This window comes from Rhizobium sp. 01N447_2 (genome assembly GCF_056399245.1).
In genome coordinates this window covers 120,895-136,782 of sequence record NZ_JBFTQY010000002.1, presented here as the reverse complement: position 1 = coordinate 136,782, position 15,888 = coordinate 120,895, and the positions used below count along the sequence as shown (strand labels likewise).

Annotated in this window: 18 protein-coding genes; 16 read left to right on the top strand and 2 right to left on the bottom strand. The window is 61.7% G+C overall.

From position 1 onward, the window contains the following. Positions 1 to 6 precede the first annotated feature (6 nt). A complete protein-coding gene (gene murJ, locus AC1ECN_RS02020; RefSeq protein ID WP_018070066.1) occupies positions 7 to 1,587 on the top strand; it encodes a murein biosynthesis integral membrane protein MurJ in 1,581 nt (526 codons plus the stop codon). A gap of 24 nt (positions 1,588 to 1,611) precedes the next feature. Here the strand turns inward: murJ and AC1ECN_RS02015 are convergent, their stop codons facing one another. Then, positions 1,612 to 2,040 carry a YcbK family protein gene (locus AC1ECN_RS02015; RefSeq protein ID WP_018070065.1) on the bottom strand — a complete coding sequence of 143 codons (429 nt, stop codon included), beginning with the start codon at positions 2,038 to 2,040 and terminating at the stop codon, positions 1,612 to 1,614. A 188-nt stretch (positions 2,041 to 2,228) separates the two neighbouring features. Between AC1ECN_RS02015 and AC1ECN_RS02010 the strand changes: the two genes are divergently transcribed. From AC1ECN_RS02010 to olsA, 8 genes are all read left to right on the top strand, one after another. Next, positions 2,229 to 2,627, top strand: coding sequence for a VOC family protein (locus AC1ECN_RS02010; RefSeq protein WP_024322186.1), 399 nt, complete (start codon positions 2,229 to 2,231; stop codon positions 2,625 to 2,627). Between the two features lie 130 nt (positions 2,628 to 2,757). Further along, positions 2,758 to 3,822 carry a tryptophan--tRNA ligase gene (gene trpS, locus AC1ECN_RS02005; RefSeq protein WP_024322187.1) on the top strand — a complete coding sequence of 355 codons (1,065 nt, stop codon included), beginning with the start codon at positions 2,758 to 2,760 and terminating at the stop codon, positions 3,820 to 3,822. A gap of 107 nt (positions 3,823 to 3,929) precedes the next feature. Continuing rightward, a complete protein-coding gene (locus AC1ECN_RS02000; protein WP_003544884.1) occupies positions 3,930 to 4,421 on the top strand; it encodes a universal stress protein in 492 nt (163 codons plus the stop codon). 185 nt (positions 4,422 to 4,606) lie between these two features. Continuing rightward, entirely contained in the window at positions 4,607 to 5,173 is a 567-nt protein-coding gene (locus AC1ECN_RS01995; RefSeq protein WP_017958704.1) for a NifU family protein, read from the top strand. Positions 5,174 to 5,261: 88 nt separating this feature from the next. Beyond that, positions 5,262 to 5,924, top strand: coding sequence for a tRNA (adenosine(37)-N6)-threonylcarbamoyltransferase complex dimerization subunit type 1 TsaB (tsaB, locus tag AC1ECN_RS01990; protein ID WP_018495656.1), 663 nt, complete (start codon positions 5,262 to 5,264; stop codon positions 5,922 to 5,924). Further along, the gene (locus AC1ECN_RS01985; protein WP_197727373.1) at positions 5,921 to 6,421 is read left to right on the top strand and encodes a GNAT family N-acetyltransferase; all 501 of its coding nucleotides are present in this window, start codon (positions 5,921 to 5,923) and stop codon (positions 6,419 to 6,421) included. The genes tsaB and AC1ECN_RS01985 overlap by 4 nt, the downstream gene beginning before the upstream one ends. An 82-nt stretch (positions 6,422 to 6,503) precedes the next feature. Beyond that, positions 6,504 to 6,932 carry a Fur family transcriptional regulator gene (locus AC1ECN_RS01980; RefSeq protein WP_003544875.1) on the top strand — a complete coding sequence of 143 codons (429 nt, stop codon included), beginning with the start codon at positions 6,504 to 6,506 and terminating at the stop codon, positions 6,930 to 6,932. 27 nt (positions 6,933 to 6,959) lie between these two features. Then, on the top strand, positions 6,960 to 7,757 hold the full coding sequence (gene olsA / locus AC1ECN_RS01975; RefSeq protein WP_024322189.1) for a lyso-ornithine lipid O-acyltransferase: 798 nt from the start codon (positions 6,960 to 6,962) through the stop codon (positions 7,755 to 7,757). Positions 7,758 to 7,769: 12 nt separating this feature from the next. Here the strand turns inward: olsA and AC1ECN_RS01970 are convergent, their stop codons facing one another. Continuing rightward, positions 7,770 to 7,973, bottom strand: coding sequence for a hypothetical protein (locus AC1ECN_RS01970; RefSeq protein ID WP_130671826.1), 204 nt, complete (start codon positions 7,971 to 7,973; stop codon positions 7,770 to 7,772). Between the two features lie 102 nt (positions 7,974 to 8,075). Between AC1ECN_RS01970 and miaB the strand changes: the two genes are divergently transcribed. The 7 genes from miaB to metK all read left to right on the top strand — a co-directional run bounded on the left by miaB (position 8,076) and on the right by metK (position 15,884). Next, positions 8,076 to 9,485 carry a tRNA (N6-isopentenyl adenosine(37)-C2)-methylthiotransferase MiaB gene (gene miaB, locus AC1ECN_RS01965; RefSeq protein WP_477952020.1) on the top strand — a complete coding sequence of 470 codons (1,410 nt, stop codon included), beginning with the start codon at positions 8,076 to 8,078 and terminating at the stop codon, positions 9,483 to 9,485. An 18-nt stretch (positions 9,486 to 9,503) separates the two neighbouring features. Next, entirely contained in the window at positions 9,504 to 10,556 is a 1,053-nt protein-coding gene (locus AC1ECN_RS01960; protein ID WP_024322191.1) for a PhoH family protein, read from the top strand. Next, complete coding sequence (ybeY, locus tag AC1ECN_RS01955; RefSeq protein ID WP_018070056.1) at positions 10,556 to 11,071, top strand: rRNA maturation RNase YbeY; 516 nt, start codon at positions 10,556 to 10,558, stop codon at positions 11,069 to 11,071. Before AC1ECN_RS01960 ends, ybeY begins: the two co-directional genes overlap by 1 nt. Continuing rightward, positions 11,068 to 12,213, top strand: a complete 1,146-nt coding sequence (locus AC1ECN_RS01950) for a hemolysin family protein (protein ID WP_018070055.1) — start codon at positions 11,068 to 11,070, stop codon at positions 12,211 to 12,213. The genes ybeY and AC1ECN_RS01950 overlap by 4 nt, the downstream gene beginning before the upstream one ends. 80 nt (positions 12,214 to 12,293) lie before the next feature. Then, positions 12,294 to 13,898 (top strand): apolipoprotein N-acyltransferase, encoded by a 1,605-nt coding sequence (gene lnt / locus AC1ECN_RS01945; RefSeq protein ID WP_026170752.1) that lies wholly within the window; start codon positions 12,294 to 12,296, stop codon positions 13,896 to 13,898. Between the two features lie 152 nt (positions 13,899 to 14,050). Further along, on the top strand, positions 14,051 to 14,467 hold the full coding sequence (locus AC1ECN_RS01940) for a helix-turn-helix domain-containing protein (protein WP_017966725.1): 417 nt from the start codon (positions 14,051 to 14,053) through the stop codon (positions 14,465 to 14,467). A gap of 178 nt (positions 14,468 to 14,645) precedes the next feature. Beyond that, the gene (metK, locus tag AC1ECN_RS01935) at positions 14,646 to 15,884 is read left to right on the top strand and encodes a methionine adenosyltransferase (protein ID WP_477952016.1); all 1,239 of its coding nucleotides are present in this window, start codon (positions 14,646 to 14,648) and stop codon (positions 15,882 to 15,884) included. The last annotated feature ends 4 nt before the right edge of the window (positions 15,885 to 15,888 follow it).

Genomic DNA, 15,888 nt, shown 5'->3' with positions numbered 1-15,888 from the left:
AAACGCATGAGCCTCGTCAAGAAATTCGCGACCGTCGGCGGCGCAACCCTCGGGAGCCGCATCTTCGGCTTCGCCCGCGAAACGCTGATGGCAGCCGCCCTCGGCACCGGACCGATGGCCGACGTCTTCTACGCCGCCTTCCGCTTTCCGAACCTCTTCCGCCGGCTGTTTGCCGAGGGTGCCTTCAACGCCGCCTTCGTGCCGCTCTTTGCCAAGGAGATCGAGGCAAACGGTACGGAAGGCGCCAAGCGCTTTTCGGAAGAAGTCTTCGGCGTGTTGTTTTCGGTGCTGCTCCTCATCACCATCGTGATGGAGCTTGCCATGCCGCTCTTGGTGCGCTTCGTCATCGCGCCGGGTTTTGCCGACGATCCCGACAAGTTCTCGATCACCATCCGCATGGCGGCGGTGATGTTTCCCTATCTGATGTGCATGTCGCTGACGGCGATGATGAGCGGCATGCTGAATTCGCTGCATCATTTCTTCGCCGCCGCCATCGCGCCGGTCTTCCTCAATGTGGTGATGATCGGGGCGCTGTTTTATGCGCTTTATACCGGCGCCGATCCGCTGGCGACCGCCTGGTATCTCTCCTGGGGCGTTCTTGCCGCCGGCGTCCTGCAGCTCGCCGTCGTCTATGTCGGCGTGCTTGCGGCCGGCATGAGCATCGGCTTCCGTTTCCCAAAGATGACGCCGAACGTCAAGCGGCTGCTGATCCTGGCGGTGCCGGCTGCGGTGACGGGCGGCATCACCCAGATCAACCAACTGATCGGTCAGGCGATTGCGTCGTCCCGCGACGGCGCGATCGCAGCGTTGCAATATGCCGACCGCATCTATCAGCTGCCGCTCGGCGTCGTCGGCGTCGCCGTCGGCGTGGTGCTTCTGCCGGAACTTGCCCGGGCGCTGAAGGGCGGCAACCTGCGCGAGGCTGGAAACCTGCAGAACCGCTCGATCGAATTCGTGCTGTTCCTGACGATCCCTGCCGCCTTCGCGCTCTGGATCCTGTCCGACGAGATTATCCGCGTGCTCTATGAGCGCGGCGCCTTCCATCAGGAAAATACCGCCGTCGTCGGCTCGATCCTGGCGATTTACGGCATCGGCCTGCCGGCCTTCGTGCTGATCAAGGCGCTGCAGCCCGGCTTCTATGCCCGCGAGGACACCAAGACGCCAATGCGCTTTTCGGCCATCGCGGTTGCGACCAACTGCGCCACGGCGCTGACCCTCTTCCCCTATATGGGCGCGCCCGGCATAGCGGTTGCCGAAGCCACCGCCGGCTGGATCAGCACCGTGCTGCTGTTCAGCACGCTTTTGCGCCGTGGCCATCTGACATGGGAATGGGCGCTGGCAAAGCGCACCGCCCTGCTGATCGTCGCTGCGGCCGTGATGGGTGCTGCCATTGTCTTCCTGAAGCAGCACTGGGCGCCGTGGCTTGCTTCCGGCGCGCCGCTTATCACCAAGATCGGCACCCTCGGGCTGCTGATTGCGATCGCCATGCTGATCTATTTCGCCGCCGCTTTCCTGGTCGGCGGGGCAAATCTCGGCATGATCCGACGCAATCTCAACCGCAAGCCGGCACCGGCAAAGGACGGGTGAGGTCGCACTTTTCCTGTTATTGCTTCAGCAATCGACCCATCGTCGCTGCGGTCCGACGTCGACATGGATGATGCCGTTGCAATAGCTGCCGATGCCGCCGATGCCCGGCGCGCTTCTTGCGGCTGATATGATGGTGCGCTCCGACAGGCCGGGCATCCTGAAATCGGCCGCCAGACATTTCCCGTGGAGGGACCCATGGCGGCGGGGATGCGGCCTGTGACCCGAGGTTATCACGGGGCGGCGGCCGGTCTTCGCAGCAATATACGACAGGACCGCTCGCAGGCGCCCGGGAAAGCAGCCGGCACGAACGCTGACGGTCTGGACCGTGTAGGCGAGGCGTGCCTCATGTTTTGGAAGATGAACACCGTGCCGTTTCATGTCTTGACCGACGGCACCGGTTGCTGATTGTAGGGCGAAAAGGCCTGCCATGGCGAGCAAAGTTGCGTTCTGCATGGTCCCTCCGATCGGCTATCGCAGCAACCCCATCGGCGCCGGTGCCACGCGGCGGATTTTCAGTTCAAAAAAAGCTTTTTTGTGAAATTTTATACTCCATTATGAGTAAGACGGTTGATCAATTCGGCTTAAAAACCGGGATATCGCCGCTCGAAACTGGAATAAACATCTCAAACGCGAGGTAACACATGATGATCCAGTCTCTTTTCCTCGTCACTCTCGTCGTCGACGACTACGACCGCGCCAAGGCCTTCTATTGCGACGACCTCGGTTTCGATTGCCTTCAGGACGAGCCGCAGCCGGAGGGCAAGCGCTGGGTGGTGGTGAAGCCAAGGGGTGGGGATGGCGCCGCGTTTCTGCTGGCGCAGGCGGCAGACGAGACGCAGCGCGCAGCCATCGGCAATCAGACCGGCGGTCGTGTCGGCTTCTTTCTGAAGACCGACGATTTCGCCCACGACCATGCCGCGATGCTGGCGGCCGGCGTGCGCTTTCTGGGAGAGCCGCGTCACGAGGTTTACGGCACGGTGGCGGTCTTTGCGGATCCCTACGGCAACACTTTCGATCTGATCCAGCACACTGCCGCCTGAACCCCTTGATTGCGACCGATTGCCCGTGCATAAGCCGCGGCGTTAGCAATATGGGCGAAAAGCCCTGCTGTATTCTGCAGCAATTTAAACTGTGACAGCGTGGGCCCTCCACCAGCCTATTGAGGACGACATGAACGAATTCAAGAAACTCGTATTCTCCGGCGTACAGCCGACCGGCAATCTGCATCTCGGCAATTATCTCGGCGCGATCCGCCGGTTCGTGGCGCTGCAGGAAGGMAATGACTGCATCTATTGCGTCGTCGACATGCATGCGCTCACCGCCCAGCTCGTGCACGAGGACATGCCGAGCCAGACGCGCTCGATCGCCGCTGCCTTCATCGCCGCCGGCATCGATCCGGAAAAGCATATCGTCTTCAATCAGTCGGCCGTGCCGCAGCATGCCGAACTCGCCTGGATCTTCAACTGCGTCGCCCGCATCGGCTGGATGAACCGCATGACGCAGTTCAAGGACAAGGCCGGCAAGGACCGCGAACAGGCCTCGCTCGGCCTTTACGCCTATCCGAGCCTGATGGCTGCCGACATTCTCGTCTATCGCGCCACCCATGTGCCGGTTGGCGAGGACCAGAAGCAGCATCTGGAGCTTGCCCGCGACATCGCGATGAAATTCAACCTCGACTATGCCGAGCATATCAGCAGGACCGGCTACGGCGTCGACATCACCGTCGGCAACGAGCCGGTGCATGCCTATTTCCCGATGGTCGAGCCACTGATCGGCGGACCGGCACCGCGTGTCATGTCGCTGCGCGACGGCACCAAGAAAATGTCGAAATCGGACCCCTCCGATCTCTCGCGCATCAACCTGATGGACGACGAGGACGCGATCTCGAAGAAGATCCGCAAAGCCAAGACCGATCCGGACGGTTTGCCGAGCGAGATCGACGGGCTGCAGGGCCGTCCGGAAGCCGACAATCTGGTGGCGATCTATGCCGCACTCGCCGACAAGTCGAAGGCGGACGTGCTTGCCGAATTCGGCGGCCAGCAATTCTCTGTCTTCAAGCCGGCGCTGGTCGATTTGGCGATCCACGTGCTCGCGCCGATCACCGGCGAGATGCGCCGGCTGATGGACGATACCAGCCATATCGACGCGATCCTGCGCAAGGGCGGCGAGCGCGCAAGGGCCCGTGCCGAGGTGACGATGCAACAGGTGCGCGACGTCATCGGCTTCCTCTATTGAGATAAATCTCCTCTTCTCCCTGTCGCGGGAGAAGAGGATTTCTTCTGGGGCATCAGGGCAAAAACTGGGCTTGCAAATTTTCCGCTTCGGGTGTCAGAGTCCGCGCCATGGTATCGAAGCGACTCTCACGGCTCGAAGGTCACCGCCGCAAATTCATGGCGGTAATCGACGGTACACCCGAATGCCAACGCGCCGTTCATTATGCCGGCCGGCGCGCGAAGAATTCCAATGGCGGGCTGGTGCTGCTCTATGTGATCCCCGATGGGGATTTCCAGCAATGGCTCGGCGTCGAAGAGATCATGCGAGCCGAAGCCCGTGAAGAGGCCGAGGCGGTGGTTGCCAAGATCGCCCAGATCGTGCGCGAGACGATCGGCATCGAGCCTGAGGTCGTCATCCGCGAGGGCGGTGCTGCCGAACAGATCAATGCCGTGATCGAGGAAGACCGCGATGTGGCGATTCTGGTTCTGGCCGCCGGTTCTGCGAAGGAAGGTCCAGGGCCGCTGGTCTCCTCGGTCGCCGGTCGCGCTGCGGCGTTTCCGATCCCGGTCACCGTGCTGCCGGATACGCTGACCAACGAGGAAATCGACGCCCTCTGCTAGAGCATGATGCCGAGAAGTGTGAGCGGTTTTCGGACGAGATCATGCTCTAACTATCAGGCCTAGAATCATCCTGTTCCAGCTTTTCTTGAGTACAAGTCTCTTGATTAGAGCCGTCAATCGGCTTATCTTCTTTTGAAGAATTCTAAAGACGGTCGAGACCATGGGCCGGCCGCATGGAGAACCAGATGTTCATTCAGACCGAAGCCACGCCGAACCCTGCCACGCAGAAGTTCCTGCCGGGCAAAGTGGTGATGGAAAACGGCACGGCCGAGTTCCGCAGCGCCGAAGAGGCTCAAGCCTCGCCGCTCGCCGCCCGCCTGTTCGAAATATCAGGCGTCACCGGCGTCTATTTCGGCTATGATTTCATTTCCGTCTCCAAGGATAATGCCGACTGGCAACATCTTAAGCCGGCTATATTGGGCTCGATCATGGAGCACTTCATGTCCGGCAAGCCGGTCATGGGCGATGCCTCCATCCTTTCCGAAGACGCCGATGCCGGCGACGAATTCTTCGACGAAGGCGATGAATCGATCGTGCTGACCATCAAGGAACTTCTGGAAACCCGCGTGCGCCCGGCCGTTGCCCAAGACGGCGGCGACATCACTTTCCGCGGCTTCAAGGACGGCAAGGTCTACCTGAACATGAAGGGTTCCTGCGCCGGCTGCCCGTCTTCGACGGCAACGCTGAAGCACGGCGTGCAGAACCTGCTGCGCCATTTCGTTCCGGAAGTGCAGGAAGTGATTGCCGCTTAAAAACCTTGAATTCGTCCGGCTGTTCATCTCAGGTTCGGCCGAACGGATTTATCGATAGGCGACACTGGTTTATTCGGAAATTGATGGCATGATTATTCTGGCGCTCGACACGGCGGGTGTGGACTGCGCTGCCGCTGTCTATGACAGCGGCAGGAATACGGTGCTGGGGGAGGCATCGGACATGATCGGCAAGGGGCATGCTGAACATCTGATTGGTATCGTCGATCGCGCGCTGGATCAGGCGGGACTGGCGCTTTCTCATATCGACCGCCTTGCCGTCACCATCGGTCCCGGCTCCTTTACCGGCATCCGCGTCGGCGTTGCCGCAGCCCGCGGTTTTGCGCTCTCCCTCAATGTTCCCGCCGTCGGCATCACGACGCTCGAAGTCATGGCATCAGCCCAGCGCGACAAGACGCCTCATCGCGCCGTGCTGGCGGCGATGGATGCCAAGCGCGACGAGATCTACCTCCAGTCCTTTGCAGCCGACGGTTCTCCGCTCGACACGCCACGGGCGGTCAGCGTTGCAGAAGCGCAGGCTTTTGCCGCCGGCTTCGACGGCGAGATCACCGGTTCGGCGACGGCGCTGCTGAAGGCTGACGCCGGCGGCGATCACATCAACAGATTCCCGATCTCCATCGTGGCGCGCCTGGGCGCTGCCGCCTCCCCCGATGCCGGAAAGCCGAAGCCCCTTTATCTGCGCGGACCCGATGCCAAGCCGCAGGCCGGGTACGCGATTGCGCGACGAGTATGACGATGCTGGAAGCCTATCTGACGCTGAAACCGGAATTCGAGATCATCGCCATGGAGCGCGAGGATTGCCGCGATGTCGCCGTCCTGCACGGCGAGCGCTTCGCCCGGCCCTGGGGCGACGGTGAATTTCACGGCCTGCTGATGCAGGATACCGTCTTCGGCTTCGTCGCGCGCCAGACCAATGCCATCCTGAAAAAGCCGCTTCCGGGGTTCATCCTTGCCCGCCATGTCGCCGGCGAGGCGGAGATCCTGACGATCGCCGTGCAGGCGAAGGTCGCCCGCGCCGGACTGGGCTGGCGGCTGATGCAGGCGGCGATGCGGGAAGCACACGCGCGCGGCGGCGAGAGCATGTTTCTCGAGGTCGACAACGGCAATACGGCAGCACTTGGCCTCTACCGCAAGCTCGGCTTCGAAAAGGTCGGCGAACGCCAGGGTTACTACAGACAAGAAAACGGCGCCCTCTCCACGGCGCTTGTCATGAAGCGCGTTCTTCGGTAGTTCCCTGGCAGCGAGATGACATGCAGGCCGGGGCAAATGCCGTGCGGCGTTGTCGAAACACGAATATCTCTATAGGCGGGCGATGACTGATGTAGCCAAGACCCTTGAGGAGCTTTGCACCGAACGCGGCATGCGCATGACCGAGCAGCGCCGCGTGATCGCGCGTATCCTGGAAGACTCGGAAGACCATCCCGACGTCGAAGAACTCTACCGCCGCTCGGTGAAGGTCGATGCGAAGATCTCGATCTCGACCGTCTATCGCACCGTGAAACTGTTCGAGGATGCCGGCATTATCGCCCGCCACGACTTCCGCGACGGGCGCTCGCGCTATGAGACGGTGCCGGAAGAGCATCACGACCACCTCATCGACCTGAAGACCGGCACGGTCATCGAATTCCGCTCGCCGGAGATCGAGGCACTGCAGGAGCGCATCGCCCGCGAGCACGGCTTCCGGCTGGTCGACCACCGTCTGGAGCTCTACGGCGTTCCGTTGAAGAAAGAAGACCTCTGAAGCAATGGCAGCCTGGGAGACCAGCATTTGATCGCCTGGCTGCGCATCGCCTTCGCTGCGGTCGTCATCCTTGCCGTCAGCCTCGTGCTCATGCCGCTGCAGGTGCTGGCGCTGCGGTTCGACTGGCGGCTGCGCCGCAGGCTTCCGCGCGTCTGGCACCGTATCGTCTGCTATTGCCTCGGCATCCGCGTCCGCGTGAGCGGCAAGCTGGAAGATCGCCGGCCGCTGATGCTCTGTTCCAACCATTCCTCCTGGCTGGATATCATGGTGATGTCGGCCGTTGCCGACGTCGTCTTCATTGCCAAGATCGAGGTTCGCGACTGGCCGATCTTCGGCGCGCTCGCCAAGCTGCAGAAAAGCGTCTTCGTCGTGCGCGAGGAGCGGCGCAAGACCGGTCATCAGGCAAACGAGATCGCCGGGCGCATGGCCGACGGTGAGATCGTCGTGCTCTTTCCCGAGGGCACGACCTCGGACGGCAACCGGCTGCTGGAGGTCAAGTCCTCGCTGTTCGGTGCTGCCGCGATGGCGGTGCCCACGTCACCGACGGGAACGGTCGTGGTGCAGCCGGTGGCGGTTGCCTATACCAGGGTGCATGGCATCGCCATGGGGCGTTATCACCGGCGGCTCGCCGCCTGGCCGGGGGATCTCGACCTCTTGCCGCATCTCATCGACATCGTGCGCTGCGGCGCCATCGACGCCGAGGTTTCTTTCGGCGAGGCGGTGGATTACCGCGCCGACACCAGCCGCAAGGAGGTAAGCGCGACGATCGCCTTGCGCATCCGCAACCTCCTGAACAGCCGCCTGCGCGGGCGGGAAATCTCTTAGAGCCTTTCCTGGTCAGATTGCAGCATTCTGCCGGAGCAGGTTTTCGTCAGGGCAGAGGCGATTGGCGAAGGGCATACCCCTTGGTACGTCCGAGCCGATCGCCTCTGCCCTGACGGAAAGATGCCCGCCCTTCGGGTTGGCTGAAACGGGCCGCCTGATCGACCGGCCGGCTTGGCCGTAGAGCTTGGCTACGACGCGCGCCGGCCGATCGACCATCCGACTCCGCTTGAGCCAACAGAATGCCGCAATCTGACCAGGAAAGGCTCTAAAGCAAGATTTCGATTTTCTCCGGCGGCAAAAACCACTAAATAGCGCGCCATGACACAGGACAGCGCCCTTCTCCAGGCCCCGGAATCGACACCCCGCGATGGCAGCAACAGCCGCAAGGTCTTCATCAAGACCTATGGCTGCCAGATGAACGTCTACGATTCCATGCGCATGAGCGACGCGCTCGCCCGCGACGGCTACGAGCCGACGGAAGATATGGAAGAGGCGGACCTCGTTCTGCTCAACACCTGCCATATCCGCGAGAAGGCGGCCGAGAAGGTCTATTCGGCGCTCGGGCGGCTGCGCGAGATGAAAAAGAAGAAGGCGGCGGACGGCCGGGAGATGATGATCGGCGTTGCCGGCTGCGTCGCCCAGGCCGAAGGCGAGGAGATCCTGCGCCGCGCACCCGCCGTCGACGTCGTCATCGGCCCGCAGACCTATCATCGCCTGCCGGAGGCGCTGCGCCGGGCCAAACAAGGCCACCGCGTCGTCGATACGGAATATGCGATCGAGGACAAGTTTGAGCATCTGCCGATCGCCGAGAGCCGAAAGATCCGCGCCCGCGGCGTCACCGCCTTCCTGACGGTGCAGGAGGGCTGCGACAAGTTCTGCACCTTCTGCGTCGTGCCCTATACACGCGGCTCGGAAGTGTCGCGGCCGGTTTCCCAGATCGTCGAGGAAGCCGAAAAGCTCGTGGAAAGCGGGGTGCGCGAGATCACCCTGCTCGGGCAGAACGTCAATGCCTGGCACGGCGCCGGGAGCCAAGGCGAGGCATGGAGCCTCGGCGACCTGCTCTATCGCCTGGCGGAGATCCCCAGCCTTGCGCGGCTGCGCTATACCACAAGCCATCCGCGCGACATGGACGACCGGCTGATCAACGCCCATCGCGACCTCCCGGCGCTGATGCCCTATCTGCATCTGCCGGTGCAATCGGGCTCGGACCGGATCCTKAAAGCRATGAACCGGCGTCACACGGCRGCCGAATATCTGGCGCTGATYGAGCGCATCCGCACCGTGCGGCCTGACATCGCCCTGTCCGGCGATTTCATCACCGGCTTTCCGGGGGAGACAGATGAGGATTTTGAGGATACACTGAGGCTTGTGGAGGAGGTACGTTATGCACAGGCCTTCTCGTTCAAATACTCGACACGGCCGGGCACACCCGGCGCGGAACTGAAGGATCAGGTGCCGGAAGAAATCAAGGCAGAACGGCTGGAACGCCTGCAAATGCTTCTCCTGAAGCAGCAGCAGGAATTTGCCGAATCCTGCATCGRCAAGGAGATCGACCTGTTGCTCGAAAAGCCCGGTCGCATGCCGGAACAACTAATCGGACGTTCTCCCTGGCTTCAATCAGTGAATGTTGATGCAAAAGCATCGCAAATCGGTGACATTATTAAAGTGCGAATCACCGGAACCGGAACAAACAGCCTGTTTGCCGAACGCGCAGAGGCTGCGGTTTAACCTAAGGAGCCCGACCGCTTGAACGGACAAGAATTGGTTTCTTCTTCACCGCGCCACCCCCGCACGCCGAGCGACACCAATCACTTCGTCCTGACGTTCGAGAACAACCGGTTCGCCAGCGAGCTGTTCGGTCAATTCGACCAGAACCTCAAGCTGCTCGAGCAACGGCTCAATATCGATGCGCGGGCACGCGGCAATTCCGTCGTCATCACAGGCGATGTCGTCACCACCAATCAGGCGCGGCGCACGCTCGACTATCTCTATGAAAAACTTCAGAAAGGCGGCAGCGTGGAACGATCCGACGTCGAGGGCGCAATCCGCATGGCGGTCGCCGCCGACGACCAGCTCAGCCTTCCCACAATGGAACGCAAGGCCAAGCTGACGATGGCGCAGGTTTCGACACGCAAGAAGACGATCATCGCCCGCACGCCGACGCAGGACGCCTATATCAGGGCGCTGGAACGCGCCGAGCTCGTCTTCGGCGTTGGCCCGGCCGGCACCGGCAAGACCTATCTTGCCGTCGCGCATGCCGCCCAGTTGCTGGAGCGCGGCGCGGTCGAAAAGATCATCCTGTCGCGTCCRGCGGTCGAGGCCGGCGAGCGCCTCGGCTTCCTGCCCGGCGACATGAAGGAAAAGGTCGATCCCTATCTTCGCCCGCTCTATGACGCACTCTACGACATGATCCCCGCCGACAAGGTCGACCGGGCGATCGCCGCCGGCGTCATCGAAATCGCGCCGCTCGCCTTCATGCGCGGCCGCACGCTCGCCAACGCCGCCATCATCCTCGACGAAGCGCAGAACACGACAACGATGCAGATGAAGATGTTCCTGACGCGTCTCGGCGAGAATGCGCGCATGATCGTCACCGGCGACCCGAGCCAGATCGACCTGCCACGCGGCGTCAAATCCGGCCTCGTCGAGGCCTTGCAGCTTCTGAACGGCGTCGAGGGCATCTCGATCGTGCGCTTCAAGGATACCGACGTCGTCCGCCATCCGCTGGTCGGGCGCATCGTCAGGGCCTATGATTCCACCTATGCCGTCGAAACCGAAGACGTCAGCCGGCAGGACTGATGGCCGAACTCGACATCCAGATCAGCGTCGAGGACATCGGCTGGCCCGGCGAGGAAACGCTGCAGTCGTTTTGCGAACGCGTGCTCAGTGCCGCGGCAATCTATCTCCGCGACAGCGAGAAGCAGCCCTTCCCGACGATGCCGCCCGAGGTTTCGCTTGTCTTTACCGACGATGCCTCGATCCAGGACATCAACGCCGAATGGCGCGGCAAGGACAAGGCGACCAATGTGCTCTCCTTCCCCGCCTTTCCGGTTCAGCCCGGCAAGATGCCCGGTCCGATGCTCGGCGACATCATCATCGCCCGGGAGACGGTGGAGCGGGAAGCGACCGAGCTGGAAAAGAGCTTCGACGACCACCTGACCCATCTTCTGGTGCACGGTTTCTTGCATCTTCTCGGCTACGATCATATGAATAGTGCCGAAGCCGAAATTATGGAGGGGCTGGAGACTCGCATTTTGGCGCAGCTCGGCCTATCTGATCCTTACGAGGGTCAAGACCTTAAAATGGAACCATGAGCGACTTTACGACGAAGCCGGCGGCAGACGCCAAGGACTCCGAGCCATCCTCCTCTTCGGACGAGGCAGGCAGTAGTAGTCGGCCATCCGGCCGATCGCAATCCTTCTGGTCGCGCGCCGCGCGCATGCTTCGCCCGCAGCAGGGCTCGCGACTGCGCGAGGATCTCGCCGACGCGCTGATGACCGATGCGGCCGGCGACGATGCCTTTTCGCCCGACGAACGGGCGATGCTCAACAACATCCTGCGCTTTCGCGAAGTGCGCGTCGCCGACGTGATGGTGCCGCGCGCCGATATCGAGGCGGTCGACCAGAACATCACCATCGGCGAGCTGATGATCCTCTTTGAGGAATCCGGCCGTTCGCGCATGCCTGTCTATGCCGATACGCTCGACGATCCGCGCGGCATGGTGCATATCCGCGATCTGCTCTCCTATGTCGCCAAGCAGGCGCGCAACAAACGCCGCGGCCCGACGAAACCGGCCGCTGTCGTGCCGGCGATCGAGGTTGCGCCCGAAAACATCCAGAAGACCACGCGTTCGGCCAAGCAGAATTTCGATCTCGCCCGCGTCGACCTGCAAAAGACGCTTGCCGAGGCTGGCATCATCCGCAAGATCCTGTTCGTGCCGCCGTCGATGCTGGCGTCCGACCTGTTGCGCCGGATGCAAGTAAACCGCACGCAGATGGCGCTCGTCATCGACGAATATGGCGGCACCGACGGGCTTGCCTCGCATGAGGACATCGTCGAAATGGTGGTCGGCGACATCGACGACGAACATGACGATGAAGAAGTGATGTTCAAACGCGTCGCCGAAGACGTCTTCATCGCCGACGCCCGCGTCGAACTGGAAGAGATCGCCGCCGCGATCGGGCCGGATTTCGACATCAGCGAGCAGGTCGACGAGGTCGATACGCTGGGCGGCCTGATCTTCTCGGCGCTCGGCCGCATTCCGGTGCGCGGCGAGGTCGTGCAGGCGCTGCCGGGCTTCGAATTCCACATCCTCGACGCCGATCCGCGCCGCATCAAACGGCTGCGCATTACCCGCAAGCGCCACGCGGTTCGCCGCCGCGCCAAGACGGATGGCGACATCGCCCCCGGCTCCGAGGCCGGCGACGACCGGCCGGCGGAATCGACCGCCAACTGACAGGACCCAACTGACGGGACAAAGAGCCGCTTTTTTGAAAGACTGCGATCGGGTTGATTCGCGGTTTGATGGGAGTGCGCATGGAGCGGCTTGCGGACAGGGTTATCCTCGTCTGGGGTTTCAAACGGTCGCTGCTGGCCATCGCCGCCGGGGCATTCGCGGTTCTGGCGCTGCCGCCCTTCGGCTTTTTCGCGGCGATGTTCGTTTCCTTCACACTGCTCGTCTGGCTGATCGACGGGGCGGCGGCTTCGCCTGAAAGCGGCCTGATCGGCAGGCTGTGGCCGGCGTTCACCACCGGCTGGCTGTTCGGCTTCGGCTATTTCGTCGCCGGCCTCTGGTGGCTCGGCCATGCGCTGCTGGTCGATCAGGAGGAATTCGCCTGGGCGCTGCCGCTGGCAATCCTCGGGCTGCCGGCCTGTCTTGCGATCTTCTACGGGCTGGCGGCCGCCCTTGCCCGCATCGTCTGGTCTGATGGCATGGGGCGGATCGCCGCGCTTGCGGCTGGCTTCGGGCTGATGGAGTGGCTTCGAAGCGTGATCCTCACCGGCTTTCCCTGGAACGCCATCGGCTACGGCATGATGCCGGTTCCGCTGATGATGCAGTCGGCGCATGTGATCGGGGCGATGGGGGTGACGACCCTTGCCGTCTTCGTTTTTTCTGCGCCTGCCCTTGCCGGGACGCGGCAAGGCGCGCGGCCGGGCATCGCGCTCGCCGTCCTGCTCTTTGCCGCTCATCTCGGTTATGGCGCTTATGCTCTCTATCTCGCGCCGCGGCCGAACACATTGCCGGAGGACAAGCGGCCGGTGGTGCGGTTGGTGCAGCCGGCAATCGACCAGGCGGCGAAGATGGACAACGACGCCGACCGCGCCGCGATCTTCGAGACGCATCTGAAGCTTTCGGCTGAAGCACCGAAGAATGGCGGACGCAAACCCGATATCATCGTCTGGCCAGAAACCTCGATCCCCTTCATCCTGACCGACAACCAGGATGCGCTGACGCGGATCGCCGATACGCTTGATGACAACCAGGTGCTGATCGCCGGCGCCGTGCGCGCCGAGGAGATGGGACCGGGCACTCCGACGCGCTATTATAATTCCATCTACGTGATCGACGGCCGCGGCCAGATCATCGGCGCCTCCGACAAGGTGCATCTGGTGCCTTTCGGCGAATACCTGCCCTTCGAGGACGTGCTCACCGAATTCGGCATTCAGAACGTCGTCGAAATACCAGGAGGGTTTTCGGCCGCGGCAAGCCGGCACCTGCTGACGCTGCCCGGCGGCCTCAATCTCTATCCGCTGATCTGTTACGAGATCATTTTCCCCGGCGAAATGACCGGCGACATAAAAGACGCCAATGCGATCCTCAATATCACCAATGACGCCTGGTTCGGCGCGACGCCCGGCCCCTATCAGCATTTCCAGCAGGCGCGGGTACGGGCTGTTGAAACCGGTCTGCCGTTGATTCGTGATGCCAATAGCGGCATTTCAGCGCTGGTGAACGCCCATGGGGAAATTATTGCGGGCCTCGATCTTGAGGAAACCGGCTTCATCGATGCAACGCTCGATAGCAACAGCGCGGGACTCGGAACGACATACCCCCAGCAAACATACTTCTGGTTGACCGAGGCACTGCTGATTCTGATTGCGCTAATTTCTCGCAGAGGTTTTATTTCCGGGTTGAATTGACCAAAAACCCCTAAAATTGCATAGTGATGACAATCGGCGTTCTTAACGTATGTTCGAAGGTGGGTTCCTCACCTCTTGCAACGTGGCGTTTTGGGATGGATCAGGGGCATGCCGGTTAGAAACAGGTTGAAATTCTTAGCTAGGGCACGACCATGATTGAAAACAAAAAGAAGCCGAATCCGATCGACATCCATGTTGGCAGCCGTATTCGCCTCCGTCGTACGATGCTGGGCATGAGCCAGGAAAAGCTTGGCGAAAGCCTTGGCATCACCTTCCAGCAGATCCAGAAATACGAAAAGGGCACCAACCGCGTCGGCGCAAGCCGCCTGCAGAACATCTCGAACATCCTCAATGTTCCGGTGTCCTTTTTCTTCGAGGACGCGCCCGGCGAACATTCTGCCGGCGGCGGCGGCATGGAAGCCTCCAGCTCGAATTACGTCGTCGATTTCCTGTCCTCCTCGGAAGGACTGCAGCTCAATCGCGCCTTCGTCAAGATTTCCGATCCCAAGGTTCGCCGCAAGGTCGTGGAGCTGGTGAAAGCCCTGGCCGCTGAAGCCGACGCCGACTGAACCAAGACCAGTGCAGAATTCGAAAGGCGGTCGAAAGGCCGCCTTTTTTGCGTTTTTGGGGCAAAATTTGTCACATTGCCGCAGATATAAAGATATATTTATGTCCTTCTGCGCTTGTCATCGGCCCTCGAACTGAGTACCTACTAGCTGGCTTTTGTTCTTTGAGGGGAATCCCGAAATGCGCGCGAATTATCTCTTTACCAGCGAATCTGTTGCCGAAGGTCATCCGGACAAAGTCTGTGACCGCATCTCCGACGAGATCGTCGATCTGGTCTACCGCGAAGCGGCCAAGACCGGCGTCAATCCATGGGGCGTGCGCATTGCCTGCGAAACGCTGGCGACGACCAACCGCGTCGTCATCGCCGGCGAAGTCCGCCTGCCGCCGAGCCTGATGAAGAAGGACAAGGACGGCAAGGACGTCATCAACCCGTCGAAGTTCAAGGCTGCCGCCCGCCGCGCCATCAAGGATATCGGCTACGAGCAGGACGGCTTCCACTGGAAGAAGGCCAAGATCGACGTGCTCTTGCACTCGCAGTCGGCCGATATCGCGCAGGGCGTCGACAGCGCCTCCGACCAGCAGGGCGACGAAGGCGCCGGCGACCAGGGCATCATGTTCGGTTACGCCTGCCGCGAAACGCCGGACCTAATGCCGGCCCCGATCTATTATTCCCACAAGATCCTGCAACTGCTCGCGATTGCCCGCAAGAAGGGCGACGKCGAAGTCGCCAAGCTCGGCCCCGACGCCAAGAGCCAGGTGACCGTGCGTTACGTCGACGGCAAGCCGTCGGAAGCAACCTCGATCGTGCTTTCGACCCAGCATCTCGACGAGAGCTGGGATTCGAACAAGGTCCGCGCCGTCGTCGAGCCCTATATCCGCGAAGCGCTCGGTGAACTGAAGATCGCCGACGATTGCAAGTGGTACATCAATCCGACCGGCAAGTTCGTCATCGGCGGACCGGACGGCGATGCGGGCCTCACCGGCCGCAAGATCATCGTCGACACCTACGGCGGTGCCGCTCCGCATGGCGGCGGTGCATTCTCCGGCAAGGACACGACGAAGGTCGACCGTTCGGCCGCCTATGCCGCCCGCTACCTTGCCAAGAACGTCGTCGCCGCCGGCCTTGCCGACCGTTGCACGATCCAGATCTCCTACGCGATCGGCGTCGCCCAGCCGCTGTCGATCTATGTCGACCTGCACGGCACCGGCAAGGTCACCGAGGATCAGATCGAAGCGGCTATCCGCAAGAACATGGACCTTTCGCCGACCGGTATCCGCCGCCATCTCGACCTCAACAAGCCGATCTATGCCAAGACCTCTGCTTATGGCCATTTCGGCCGCAAGGCCGGCCGCGACGGCTCGTTCTCCTGGGAGCGCACCGACCTCGTGAAGGCGCTCAAGGAAAGCGTGAAGGCCTGAGATA

Excerpts from the sequence above, each read along its gene's own strand:
- murJ (WP_018070066.1), top strand. The coding sequence starts at position 7 with ATGAGCCTCGTCAAGAAATTCGCGACCGTCGGCGGCGCAACCCTCGGG.
- AC1ECN_RS02015 (WP_018070065.1), bottom strand. The coding sequence starts at position 2,040 with ATGCAGAACGCAACTTTGCTCGCCATGGCAGGCCTTTTCGCCCTACAA.
- AC1ECN_RS02010 (WP_024322186.1), top strand. The coding sequence starts at position 2,229 with ATGATGATCCAGTCTCTTTTCCTCGTCACTCTCGTCGTCGACGACTAC.
- AC1ECN_RS02000 (WP_003544884.1), top strand. The coding sequence starts at position 3,930 with ATGGTATCGAAGCGACTCTCACGGCTCGAAGGTCACCGCCGCAAATTC.
- AC1ECN_RS01995 (WP_017958704.1), top strand. The coding sequence starts at position 4,607 with ATGTTCATTCAGACCGAAGCCACGCCGAACCCTGCCACGCAGAAGTTC.
- tsaB (WP_018495656.1), top strand. The coding sequence starts at position 5,262 with ATGATTATTCTGGCGCTCGACACGGCGGGTGTGGACTGCGCTGCCGCT.
- AC1ECN_RS01985 (WP_197727373.1), top strand. The coding sequence starts at position 5,921 with ATGACGATGCTGGAAGCCTATCTGACGCTGAAACCGGAATTCGAGATC.
- AC1ECN_RS01980 (WP_003544875.1), top strand. The coding sequence starts at position 6,504 with ATGACTGATGTAGCCAAGACCCTTGAGGAGCTTTGCACCGAACGCGGC.
- AC1ECN_RS01970 (WP_130671826.1), bottom strand. The coding sequence starts at position 7,973 with ATGGTCGATCGGCCGGCGCGCGTCGTAGCCAAGCTCTACGGCCAAGCC.
- ybeY (WP_018070056.1), top strand. The coding sequence starts at position 10,556 with ATGGCCGAACTCGACATCCAGATCAGCGTCGAGGACATCGGCTGGCCC.
- AC1ECN_RS01950 (WP_018070055.1), top strand. The coding sequence starts at position 11,068 with ATGAGCGACTTTACGACGAAGCCGGCGGCAGACGCCAAGGACTCCGAG.
- lnt (WP_026170752.1), top strand. The coding sequence starts at position 12,294 with ATGGAGCGGCTTGCGGACAGGGTTATCCTCGTCTGGGGTTTCAAACGG.
- AC1ECN_RS01940 (WP_017966725.1), top strand. The coding sequence starts at position 14,051 with ATGATTGAAAACAAAAAGAAGCCGAATCCGATCGACATCCATGTTGGC.